Below are 11,154 nucleotides of genomic sequence, written 5' to 3'. Positions count from 1 at the left end.
TTATCGTGATGAACCACCACCTGGAGATTGACCGCAAGGCCCTGCGCTTTGCTTTGGAGTCCCCGGCCCGCTACGTGGGGGTGTTGGGGCCCAGGAGCCGGCTGGAGAAGATGCTGGAGGCCCTCAAGTCCGAAGGGTTTGAACCCAGCCCGGAACAACTGGCCCGCCTGCGCAACCCGATTGGGGTGGACATAGGTGCAGAGAGCCCGGAGGAGATTGCCCTAGCCGCGCTGGCCGAGATTGTGGCCTTGCAAAGGGGCTTCAAGGGAGGTTTTCTGAGCGAGAAGAGGGCGGGCATCCACGAGCCGGCCTACGCGCTTTGAGCAATCCGCCGCATCTGGGCGGCAATGCGCACCGAGGCATTGGAGGCCCCGAAGCCTTGGTAGTTGCGCCGCTCCACGATTTCGAAGAAGAAGAGGTCGGCGAAGGTCTGGGTGTAGGCCTGGAAGAACTCGCCCCCCTCGCTTTGCTCGTAGAGAATCCGGTGCTGCTTTAGGGCCTGCACGAAGTCCGGGGCCAGGCCGTAGCGGGCCTCGAGGTCGAGGTAGTAGGTCTCGGGTACGGAGAGCAGCTCCACCCCAGCTTCCTCAAGGGCCCTCAGGGCAGTGAAGATGTCCGGGGTTTCCAGGGCGATGTGCTGCACCCCCCCGCCGTAGTAGGCGCTGAGGAAGCGCGAGGCCAGGGTCTCGGTGTGCTGGGAGGCGTTGAGCACCAGGCGCAGGGTGCCCTCGGGATTCTGCACCACCTGGCTCTCAATGAGGCCCTTAGGGTCGGGAATTTCGGTCAGGTCGCTGGCCTCCAGCCCCATCACGCTGCGGTAGAAAAGCCGCCAGGAGAGGAGCTTGGCCGGGGGCATGACCTGGGCAATGTGGTCAATGCGGTGCAGGCGGGGCTGGGCTGGGGGTGGGGCCACCGGTTCCAAGCTCTCCCACCAGGGGGTGTCTGGCTCGAGCAGGTACAGGAGGCTGCCCTCGAGGCCCCGTAAGGCCGGAAGCGGCCATTCGGGGCCCTCCAGGATGGGCGCGCGATAGGCCTGGGCCCGCGCAAGGGCCTGGGGCAGGTTGGCTACCTCAAAGCCCAGCGCGCACACCGCAGGGCCGTGCACCAGATGGTAACTGTGAGCAAAGCCCTCGGGCTCGGCGTTCACCACGAAGCGAATCTCCCCCTGCTGCCACAGGCGCACCTGCCGGGTAGGGTGCCGGTGGGTGCAGACGAAGCCCAGCCGCTCCAGAAGGTCTTCCAACAGAGCAGCCTCTCCATCGCCTGCAGCGAACTCCACAAAGCCCACCCCTAGGCACCTGGGCGGGGGGGGCTGGCTTTGAGGCTGGGCCAGCCCCTGCAGGTAGATCAGCGAGCGGTGGGCGTCTTGGGCTACTTCGAGGGGTGGGGCCGAGCGGAACAGATCGTTGAAGATCTCAAGCGAGAGAAACCCCTGGTAGCGGGCGTCGGCTAGGGCCTGCATGAAGTCTTGCAGAGGGAGCTGGCCCTGGCCCGGCAAGTTGCGGAAGTGGCGGCTCCAGGGCAGTAGGCCCATCTCGAGCCGGGGTGCGTCGGCCACCTGCACCAGGAAGATCTTCTCCGGGGGGATCCGGGGAATCCCCGAAAGGGGAAGCCCCTGGGCCAGGATGTGGAAGCTGTCCAGAACAACGCCCACCGCAGGGTGGTCGGCCCGGCGCACCACCTCCCAGGCGTCGCGGTAGTCGTGGATGTGCCGACCCCAGGCCAAGGCCTCGAAGCCCACGCGCATTCCCCGCCGCCGGGCCCGCTCGCCCAGCTCGTGGAGGTCCTCAGCGGCCCGCTCGAGGCCGGGCAGGCTCTTGGGCGACACATTGGAGCAGACCAGCAGCAACTCGGTGCCCAGGGCCTCCATCAGGTCAAACTTGCGCTCGGCCCGCTCGAGGGCCCGGCTGCGCTCGGGCTCCGGCAGGCCTTCAAAGTCGCGGAAGGGCTGCAGGGCCACCAGCTTCAGGCCCAGCTCGCGGATGAAGGTCCCCACCGTTTGGGGCGGGCCGTCGAAGGTGAGCAGGTCCTGCTCAAAAAGCTCCACCCCCTCGAAGCCGGCCTGGGCAATAGCCCGAAGCTTGCTCCGCAGGTCGCCGCTTAGCGAGACGGTGGCGATGGAGGTGCGGTAGCCGTTCATGGATTCATCCCTCCCAGACCAGCACGGCCTTGGCTTGGGGAAGCCGTCCCTCCAATAGCTCCTGGAAGGTCTCTTGGTAGACGCCAAATGGGCGCACCACTGCCAGCTCGTCGGGAAGCTGGGCCACCAGCCCTACAGCCCGCGAGAAGTCGTCGTGGGTGAAGACATAGGCCCCCTTGAGGCCTATTTCCTGCAAGACCAGGCGCTGCAAGGGAAGGGAAGCTGCGGTGGCCTCGAGGCCCACCAGCACCACCAACCCACCCGGCTCCACCGCGTTGACCGCGGCTTCTACAGTCTGCGCCCCACCGACGCAGTCCAGCACCACCTCGAAACTGCCCTCTGGGGCTTCCAGCACCCCCTGTACGAAACCCAGGCCCTCCAGCCAGGCCCGCCGCAGGGGGTTGTGCTCGGCCACCCAGACCCGCGCCCCGCCCCGTTGCAGAAGCCAGGCCGCTAGGGTGCCGATAGCTCCCCCGCCCAGCACCAGGACCCGCCGCCCCAGCGTGGCCCCGGCCAGCTCCACTGCTCGCAAGGCTACCGCCAGCGGTTCGCACAGGGCTCCTTTCCAGATGGGAAGCCCCTCGGGCAGGGGGTAGAGCTGGGCCAGGGGGAGCCGGATTTGCTGGGCGAAGCCCCCGGGGTGGTGAAAGCCCACATTGGTGCGCTCGGAGCAGAGGTTGGAGAGCCCTCGCCGGCAGGAATTGCAGCGCCCGCAGGCTACCAGAGGGTTCACCGCCACCGCTTGGCCTACCCAGTCCGGTGGGCCTTCCTGCACGACGGCAGCGATTTCGTGCCCCAGAACCAGTGGCGGGCGCCAGCGGGCCCGCATTGCGGGGGTGCCCTTGTAGACGCTGAGGTCGCTTCCGCAGACGCCGCAGGCCGCCACCTTCAGGAGCACCTCCCCCTCGGCCGGGGAGGGCAGCTCCTGCAAGCTCAAGCGGCCAAAGTCCTCCAAAACCACTGCCCGCATCAGGCACGCTCCTCCGCTGGCAGGCGCAGCGACGCCCACCAGCCCCGCCGGAAGCCCAGCACCGCCACCACCATAACCACGTTCAAAAAGGCCAAGAGCAGAGCCAAGGGTCGCTCAAAGAAGCTTAGGAGGTTCCAGTGGGTCTTGATCATGCTCACCATGAAGTGCTGCTCGAGCAGCGGCCCCAGCACCATTCCCAGCACCACCAGGCCCAAGGGGAAGCCGCCTTGGCGCAGCACGAAGCCCAAAGCTCCCAGCACCGCCAGCAGGTAGAGGTCGAAGGGGTTGTTGTTGACGGCATAGGCTCCCACCACGCACAGCCCCAGCACTGCCCCCATCAGCACCCGCATGGGGATTTTCAGCAGAGCGTTCACTATAAGGGCGCTCAGGTAGCCGCCCAGCGGCATGAGGATGACGCTCGCCAGGAAGAAGGCCAGGTAGATCTGCACCACCAAAGCCCCGTGCTTGTTGAAAAGCTCGGGGCCTGGGGTGATGCCCAGGGCCAGGAACATCCCCAGCAGGATGGCCGTGAGGGTATCGCCAGGCAGCCCCAGGGCCATGGCCGGAATCCAGGCTCCGGCCACCGCGGCATTGTTGGCGGTGGTTCCGTCCAGGGCCACCTGCTCCGGACGCCCCCCTTGCATGCGACGCAGGTTGCTGGAAATCCAGGCCGCGATGTCCGAACCGGCCCCTGGCAGAAAGCCCACAAAGGTGCCCAGCACCGAGGAGCGCACCAGCGAGCCGCGCTCCTTCCAGCAGAATTTGCCAGCTTCCTGGAAATACTCCCGGAAAATGCCCCGGCCCTTCAGCCCTTCGGTCTGGGCCTGGGCCGGGCGGTTTTTGTGCAGCAGGTGGTGCAGCACCTCGCTCACCCCGAAGAAGGCGATCAGGGCCACGATGAAGTCGATGCCCCCCAGCAGGCTGGGCTGGCCAAAGGTGAAGCGGGGGTGGCCCAGGGCGGGGTCGTAGCCGATGGTGGCCAGGAGCATCCCCAGGCCAAAGGCCAGGGCCCCTTTGAGGACGGAGGGCACTGCCAGGATGCCGCTCAGGATGCCTAAGAGCACCAGCCAGAAGTACTCGAAGGAGGAAAACTGCCGGGCCAGGGCCACCAGTCCCAGCGAGCCCACCACCAAGAACCCCAGCCCAATCAGGCTGCCGATGGCCGAGGGCAGGGCCGAAAGCCCCAGGGCAAAGGCCGGGGAGCGCTTTTTGGCCACCTCGTGCAACTCTTCGGTGTAGGCTGCCGAGGCCGGGGTGCCGGGCATGCGCACCAGCACCGAGCCGATGTCCCCAGCGAAGATGGCCGTAGCGGTGATGCCGATGAGGGCCGCCAGGGCCACCTGGGGTCCCAGGAAGAGCAGGATGGGGATGGCCAGGCTGATGGCCAGGGTGGCGGTGAGGCCGGGGATGGCCCCAAAGATGGCCCCGTACAGCGAGCCCAGGATGAGGGCCAGCAGGGCTTCTGGGCTCAGAAAGCTCATCCCTGCACCCCCAGAAAACGCTGGAAGATCAGGTAGACCAACAAGGCCACCCCTCCCCCGGTGAGCAGGGCCCCCCTGGGGCGCACCCCTAGCAAGAGCGCTCCCGCCGCCGCGTAGAGCCCGGCGGTGGGCGAGAGCCCGAGCCGGCCCAGGAGCCAGGGGGCCAGGGCCAGGCCCAGCAGGGCCAGCAGCACCCGCCCCTCACCCCCTTGAAGCCGGGCCGGGGCCCGGCGGCCCTGCCACCAAAGCCCGAGCCCACTGAGGAGGAGTACCGTCCCCAGGATGCTCGGGAAGAGGGCCGGGCCAGGGTAGCCCCCCTCCATCTGGGGCAGGCCCCGGCTCAGGAGGAGGGCCAGCACCCCCAGGACCACCGCCAGGAGGGCCGCCGTCCGTTCCCAGACCTGCATCGTGCCCATGCCAGGCTCCTAGAACCTGAGCTCGAGCTCCTGCACGATCTGCTGCATGGCCCGGGTGCGCTCCTGCAGGAAGGCTAGGCTGGCTTTGCGGTCGAGGTGGTTGATGACCAGGTTGGCGTTGTTCATGAAGCGCACGAACTCAGGGTCTTGCACCGCTTTGGCAAAGGCCTTGTCGAGCACATCCACCACCGAGGGCAGGGTGAACTTGGGCGCGGCGGCCATCAGGAAGGAGGCAAAGGTCCAGTCGATGCCCAGTTCCTTGAGCGTGGGCACCTCAGGGAAGCTGGGGAAGCGCCTTTCGGTCATGAAGGCCAGGAAGCGGGCCTCGCCGGACTTGACCAGGGCGCTGGCCTCGCCGATGGAGACAAAGGCCACGTTGACCCCTCCGGCGATGAGCTCCTGGAGGGCAGCGGCGGCCCCTTGCGAGGGCACCCAGGGCAGGGCGTTTTCTCTGGCCCCAATGCTCTTGAGAAAGCCCAGCCGGGCGAAGTCGTAGGAGCCCCACTTGGCGGTGCCGGAGGCTTTGTACCTGCCGGGGTTTTGCTTGATGTCGGCGATGAGTTCCTGTACCGTGCGCCAGGGGGCATCCTTGCGGACCACGATGGCCACCGGGTTCAGCACCAGAAGTGAGATGGGGGTGAACTGCTCGGCGTCAATCTTGGTCTGGGCCACCCAGGGGGGCAGGATGACCTCCAGGGTGATGATGCCGATGGTGTAGCCGTCCGGGCGCCCCTGGGCGATGGCCCCGTGGCCCACCGCGCCACCCCCGCCGGTGCGGTTGACCACCTGGAAAGGGGCGCCGAGCTGCTTTTCCAGGATAGGGGCCAACGCCCGGGCGGTGAGGTCGGTGGAGCCGCCTGCCGACCAGGGGACGATCAGGGTCACCGGGCGCACCGGGTAGCGCTGGGCCAGCCCCAGCCCACCTAAAGCCAACACCAAAGCCAACGCGAACATCCAACGCTTCATGGGTTCCTCCCTTTTTGACCTTCGGCTTACCGCAGGTTTGGGTTGTGGTTTGTAACCGAAGTGGGGCCACTATAACCGAGGTGTCAATAAAATGCAACTGGCATCTCAGTGAGGTTTGAGTTAGACTCTTCCTGAGGCCCGTTCATGACCCTGCATCCTGAACTGGACACCCTTCCCTTGCGCGAACAAGCTTACTGGCGCATCAAGCAGCTCATCCTGGACGAGGAGGTCCCGCCCAATAGCTTCCTCTCTGAGCGGGGTTTGGCTGAGCGGTTGGGTATGAGCAAAACCCCGGTGCGCCTGGCGATCGCGCGGCTCGAGCACGAGGGCTACGTGCGCGTCTCTCCCCAGCAGGGCATCGTGGTGCTGGCCCTGACCTTTGAGGAGATCCTAGACTACATAGACTTTCGGCTGGCCCTGGAAAGCTTCGTGGTCAAGGGGCTGGCCACGGCCCCCAGCCCCGAGCGGGTGGAGGCCCTGCGGGCCCAGCTCGCCGAACAGGCCCGGGTGGTGCACGACCCCAAGAGCACCCGCCAGGCTTTGGTGAGGGCGGATATGGCTTTTCACCGTTTCTTGGCCGCTCTCTTGGGCAACCGGCCCATCCTGCAGGCCCTCGAGCGGCAGCAGGAGGTGCTCTACCGCATCGCCATGCGCATCTTCCAAAAATACCCCGACCGACGGGAGCAGAGCTTTGCCGAGCACCAGGCCCTCTGCCGCCTGATTGCCGAGGGCCGGCAGGCCGAGGCGGTGGCCCTGATCAGCCAGCACATCCTGCGGATTAAGTCCCTCCTCATCGGCTCTGAGGGGTAGAGGGACCCAGTGGGGGAGAGGGGTTGTGTGCGTATAGCGCACAATGTTCACAAAGCGAACGAGCTGTGCTATACTGCCAGCCACCATGAGCGCCCACGCCCCGACCCTGGAGGCCGAGCCCGCCCGGAGCGAGCCAGAGGGTTTTTTCGTGGAGGCCCTGGCCCGGGGGCTCTCGGTGATCCGCTGCTTCGATGAGGCCCACGAGCGGCTCACCATCAGCGAGGTGGCCCGCCTCACTGGCCTCAGCCGGGCCACCGCCCGGCGTTCGCTCCTCACCCTGCACGCCCTGGGCTACGTGGCCACCGACGGCAAGCAGTTCTGGCTGACCCCCAAAATCCTGAGCCTGGGCCACGCCTACCTTTCCTCCACCCCCTTGCCCCGCTTGCTCCAGCCGGTGCTGGAGGAGGTGAGCGCCGGGCTGCACGAGTCCTGCTCGGCCAGCATCCTGGACGGGGAGGAGATCGTCTACATCGCCCGGGCCGCCACCCGGCGGGTGATCTCGGTGGGCCTGGGGGTAGGCAGCCGCCTTCCGGCCTACTGCACCTCGATGGGGCGGGTCTTGCTGGCGGCGCTGGAGCCGGAGGCGCTCGAGGCCTACCTGGCCCAAACCCCCCTGCGTCCCCTGACCCCCCACACCCTCACCGACCCGGCCCGGCTCCGCCAGGAGCTGGAGCGGGTGCGGCAGCAGGGCTACGCCCTGGTGGACCAGGAGCTCGAGCTCGGCCTCAGGTCGGTGGCGGTGCCGGTGCGCAATGCCCGTGGACGGGTGCTGGCGGCCATGAACGTGGGGGTGCAGGCCGGACGGGTGAGCCGGGAGGAGCTTATGGAGCGGGTGCTGCCGGTGCTGCGGCAGGCCGCGGACTCGCTGGTGCCGCTTTTGGGGGTCTAGAGGTGGCTATGACGCGCTTTGCTAGGGTGAACGGTCTGGTTCTGCACTACCGGCTCGAGGGGGCTGGCCCCCCGGTGGTCTTCATCAACTCGCTGGGCAGCGACCTGCGCATCTGGGACGCCCAGGCCGAGGGGCTCGCCCCCTACTTCCAGGTGCTGCGCTACGACAAGCGCGGCCACGGTCTCTCCGAGGCCCCGCCCCCGCCCTACAGCCTGGCCGACCACACCCAGGATTTGAAGGCCCTGCTCGACCACCTGGCGCTGGGGCCGGTGAGCCTGGTGGGCATCTCGGTGGGGGGGCTGATCGCCCTGGACTTCGCCCGCACCTACCCCGAGCGCACCCGCGCCCTGGTGCTGATGGACACCGGGGCCCGCATCGGGAGCGTGGAGAGCTGGAACGAGCGCATCCGTGCCATCCAGGAGACCTCGCTGGCCGAGGTGGCCAAGGGGGTCGTTGCCCGTTGGTTCACCCCGGCCTTCTTCCAGGAGAAGCCCGCCGAGGCCCAGGGCTACTACCAGATGCTCGCGCGCACCCCGGTGGAGGGCTACATAGGCACCTGCGCGGCCCTGCGCGACGCCGACCTGCGGGGGTGTTTGCAAGGGGTGCGGGCCCCGGCCCTGGTGCTCTGCGGGGCCCAGGACCCCTCCACCCCCCCGGCTCTCTCGGAGGCCCTGGCCCAGGAGCTCAGGGCCCCCCTGCGGCTCCTCGAGGGGGCCGCTCACCTGCCCTGCATTGAGCAGCCCGAAGCCACCCTGAGCGAGATTCGCGCCTTCCTGGAGGTCTACGGTGGACGATAGGTACGAACGCGGGCTGGCAAACCGCCGCGCGGTGCTGGGGGCGGAGTACGTGGCCCAGGCCCAGGCCCGCACCACCCCCTTCGACGCCGACTTCCAGCGCTTCATCACCGAGTACGCCTGGGGCGAGGTCTGGGGGCGGGAGGGGCTGGAGCGCAAGACCCGCCACCTCCTTACCCTGGCCCTGCTGGCGGCTTTGGGCCACGAACACGAGCTGGAGATGCACTTGCGGGCCACCGCTCGCACCGGGGTCAGCCCGGAGGAGGTGCGCGAGGTGTTCATGCAGGTCGCGGTCTACGCCGGCCTTCCGGCGGCCAACCGGGCCTTTGCGATTGCCAAGGAGGTCTTGAAGGAGGAGATATGAGCCACCACGAGAGCCCCAGCCGCGTGCTGGACTGGAGCATCCAGCCCCCCTACCTCTACAGCCCCTACGTGGCCACCGTGCGCCGGGCCCCGCACCACCCCCTCGTACCCCTGCCGGCCTCGCTGTTGGAGCGCACCGGCCCGGTCTACGGCGAGGGGGATATCGGCCCTTTGGACCATGACCTGACCAAGAACGCGGCCAAGAACGGCGAGCCATTGGGTGAGCGGATCATCGTGACGGGCCGGGTGCTCGACGAGAGCGGGAGGGGGGTGCCGGGGGTGCTGGTCGAGATCTGGCAGGCCAACGCCGCCGGGCGCTACATCCACAAGAACGACCAGCACGACGCTCCCCTGGACCCCAACTTCGTGGGGGCCGGGCGCACCCTGACCGACGACCAGGGCTACTACCGCTTCATCACCATCAAGCCGGGGGCCTACCCCTGGCGCAACCACCACAACGCCTGGCGGCCCGCCCACATCCACTTCTCCCTCATCGGGCGCAACTTCAGCGAGCGGCTGGTGACCCAGATGTACTTCCCCGGCGACCCCCTGCTCAAGTACGACCCCATCTACCAGGGCATCCCGAACATCAAGGCCCGCGAGCGCCTTATCGCAAGCTTTGACCTCGAGACCACCCGCCCCGAGTGGGCCCTGGGCTACCGCTTCGACATCGTGCTGGCCGGCTACGACCGCACCTACTTCGAGGAGGAACCCTGATGCGCCCCCAGTCGCCCAGCCAGACCGTGGGCCCCTTCTTCGCCTTCGCCTTGGTGCGCGAGGGGGGCAATGTTTTGGTGGATGAAAAGACCCAGGGCGAGCACATCCTCCTGCGCGGGCAGGTGCTCGATGGGGACGGCCAGCCGGTGGACGACGCTTTGGTGGAAATCTGGCAGGCCGACGCCCAGGGCCGCTTCCGCCACCCCGCCGACCCCAACTACGCCCTGGCCGACCCCCACTTCCGCGGCTTTGGCCGTTCGGGTACGGCCTCGGGGGGCTTCTGGTTCCGCACCGTCAAGCCCGGCCCGGTGCCCCCCAGCCCGGTGCCCTGCATTGCGGTGCGGGTCTTCGCCCGGGGCATGCTCATCCACGCGGTGAGCCGCATCTACTTCTCCGACCACGACAACACCCAAGACCCCCTCTTTGCCAGCCTGGACCCAGAGCGCCGCCAGACCCTGGTGGCCGAGCGCCAGCTCACCCCTGCCGGGGTGGTCTACCGCTGGGACATCCGGCTGCAGGGGCCGCGCGAGACGATTTTCTTCGACCTCTAGCCATGCCCTACCTACCCCAGGAAAGCCGGCTCTTTGGCCGGGTCTTCGGCGACCCGGAGGTCTCCGCGCTCTTTTCCGACGAGCGGGGGCTTGGGGCCATGCTCGAGGTCGAAGGGGCCCTGGCCCATGCCCAGGCCGAGCTGGGCCTGATTCCCCTCGAGGCCGCCCAGGCGATTGAGCGGGCCATCGCGGGCTTCGCCCCCGACTGGGAGGCCCTGGCCCTGGCCACCGAGCGCGACGGGGTGCCGGTGGCCGGGCTGGTCTCGGCGCTGCGGCGGGCGGTAGGGGCCCCCCACGAGCGCTACCTGCACTACGGGGCCACCACCCAGGACATCCTGGATACCGCCCTGGTGCTGCGGCTGCGCGAGGCCCTGGCCCTTCTGGAAGGCCGCCTGCGCGGGGTGCTCCGCCACCTGCTAAGGCTGGCCCAGCGCCATCTCCAGACCCCCATGGCCGGGCGAACCCACGCCCAGCAGGCCCTGCCCATTCCCTTCGGCTTCAAGGTGGCGGGCTGGATGGCCCCGCTCCTGAGGCACCTGGAGCGGCTGGAGGAGCTTAGAGGGCGGCTTCTGGTGGTGCAGTTTGGGGGGGCGGTGGGCACCCTGGCGGCTTTAGGCCCGGACGGCCCCCGGGTGCAGGAGGCCTTGGCCCGGCGGCTGGGCCTGGGCTTGCCCCCCATCCCCTGGCACACCGCCCGCGACAACCTGGCTGAGCTGGCGGGCTGGCTCTCCCTGCTTACCGGGAGCCTGGGCAAGATGGCCCAGGACATCCTGCTCTTGGCCCAAAGCGAGGTGGGCGAGGTGCGGGAGAGCGCCCAGGAGGGGCGGGGCGGCTCCTCCACCATGCCACAAAAGAGCAACCCGGTGCGAAGCGAGGTGGTGGTGGCCGCGGCGCGGGCTAACGCAGCCCTGCTTGTGGCCATGCACCAGGCCCAGATTGCCGAACACGAGCGGGCTACCCATGGCTGGCAGCTCGAGTGGCTCACCCTGCCCTCCATGTTCGCCCACGCCGCCGCCGCCCTGAAGCAGGCCCAGCAGTTGAGCCAGGAGCTGGTGGT

Annotated in this window: 13 protein-coding genes; 8 read left to right on the top strand and 5 right to left on the bottom strand. The window is 68.2% G+C overall.

The window, feature by feature from the left end:
- A partial coding sequence (locus NZ849_RS09815; RefSeq protein WP_295406676.1) for an XdhC family protein occupies positions 1 to 323 on the top strand: 323 nt, incomplete at its 5' end.
- Here the strand turns inward: NZ849_RS09815 and NZ849_RS09810 are convergent.
- From NZ849_RS09810 to NZ849_RS09790, 5 genes are read right to left on the bottom strand one after another with little or no spacing between them, the layout of a single operon-like run.
- Positions 311 to 2,140, bottom strand: coding sequence for a sugar phosphate isomerase/epimerase and 4-hydroxyphenylpyruvate domain-containing protein (locus NZ849_RS09810; RefSeq protein WP_295406673.1), 1,830 nt, complete (start codon positions 2,138 to 2,140; stop codon positions 311 to 313). The genes NZ849_RS09815 and NZ849_RS09810 overlap by 13 nt on opposite strands.
- Before the next feature lie 4 nt (positions 2,141 to 2,144).
- A complete protein-coding gene (locus tag NZ849_RS09805) occupies positions 2,145 to 3,110 on the bottom strand; it encodes an alcohol dehydrogenase catalytic domain-containing protein (RefSeq protein WP_295387130.1) in 966 nt (321 codons plus the stop codon).
- On the bottom strand, positions 3,110 to 4,591 hold the full coding sequence (locus tag NZ849_RS09800) for a tripartite tricarboxylate transporter permease (protein ID WP_295406670.1): 1,482 nt from the start codon (positions 4,589 to 4,591) through the stop codon (positions 3,110 to 3,112). Before NZ849_RS09800 ends, NZ849_RS09805 begins: the two co-directional genes overlap by 1 nt.
- Positions 4,588 to 5,007 (bottom strand): tripartite tricarboxylate transporter TctB family protein, encoded by a 420-nt coding sequence (locus NZ849_RS09795; RefSeq protein WP_295406667.1) that lies wholly within the window; start codon positions 5,005 to 5,007, stop codon positions 4,588 to 4,590. The genes NZ849_RS09800 and NZ849_RS09795 overlap by 4 nt, the downstream gene beginning before the upstream one ends.
- Before the next feature lie 9 nt (positions 5,008 to 5,016).
- Positions 5,017 to 5,973 carry a tripartite tricarboxylate transporter substrate binding protein gene (locus NZ849_RS09790; protein ID WP_295387137.1) on the bottom strand — a complete coding sequence of 319 codons (957 nt, stop codon included), beginning with the start codon at positions 5,971 to 5,973 and terminating at the stop codon, positions 5,017 to 5,019.
- A gap of 144 nt (positions 5,974 to 6,117) precedes the next feature.
- On the opposite strand from NZ849_RS09790, the gene NZ849_RS09785 reads away from it, so the two are divergent.
- The 7 genes from NZ849_RS09785 to pcaB form a co-directional block, all read left to right on the top strand.
- Entirely contained in the window at positions 6,118 to 6,783 is a 666-nt protein-coding gene (locus NZ849_RS09785; protein ID WP_295387140.1) for a GntR family transcriptional regulator, read from the top strand.
- 85 nt (positions 6,784 to 6,868) lie between these two features.
- A complete protein-coding gene (locus tag NZ849_RS09780; RefSeq protein WP_295387142.1) occupies positions 6,869 to 7,672 on the top strand; it encodes an IclR family transcriptional regulator in 804 nt (267 codons plus the stop codon).
- An 8-nt stretch (positions 7,673 to 7,680) separates the two neighbouring features.
- Positions 7,681 to 8,469 carry a 3-oxoadipate enol-lactonase gene (pcaD, locus tag NZ849_RS09775; RefSeq protein WP_295406664.1) on the top strand — a complete coding sequence of 263 codons (789 nt, stop codon included), beginning with the start codon at positions 7,681 to 7,683 and terminating at the stop codon, positions 8,467 to 8,469.
- Positions 8,459 to 8,830: a 4-carboxymuconolactone decarboxylase gene (pcaC, locus tag NZ849_RS09770; protein ID WP_295387147.1), complete on the top strand. Its 372-nt coding sequence runs from the start codon at positions 8,459 to 8,461 to the stop codon at positions 8,828 to 8,830. Before pcaD ends, pcaC begins: the two co-directional genes overlap by 11 nt.
- A complete protein-coding gene (gene pcaH, locus NZ849_RS09765) occupies positions 8,827 to 9,546 on the top strand; it encodes a protocatechuate 3,4-dioxygenase subunit beta (protein WP_295387150.1) in 720 nt (239 codons plus the stop codon). The genes pcaC and pcaH overlap by 4 nt, the downstream gene beginning before the upstream one ends.
- Positions 9,546 to 10,097, top strand: coding sequence for a protocatechuate 3,4-dioxygenase subunit alpha (pcaG, locus tag NZ849_RS09760; RefSeq protein ID WP_295387152.1), 552 nt, complete (start codon positions 9,546 to 9,548; stop codon positions 10,095 to 10,097). The genes pcaH and pcaG overlap by 1 nt, the downstream gene beginning before the upstream one ends.
- 2 nt (positions 10,098 to 10,099) lie before the next feature.
- The coding region (gene pcaB / locus NZ849_RS09755) for a 3-carboxy-cis,cis-muconate cycloisomerase (RefSeq protein WP_295406661.1) at positions 10,100 to 11,154 on the top strand (1,055 nt) is incomplete at its 3' end.

It is taken from the genome of Meiothermus sp. (assembly GCF_025060375.1).
Classification (GTDB): Bacteria; Deinococcota; Deinococci; order Deinococcales; family Thermaceae; genus Meiothermus.
This window is presented reverse-complemented; position numbering and strand designations above follow the sequence as displayed.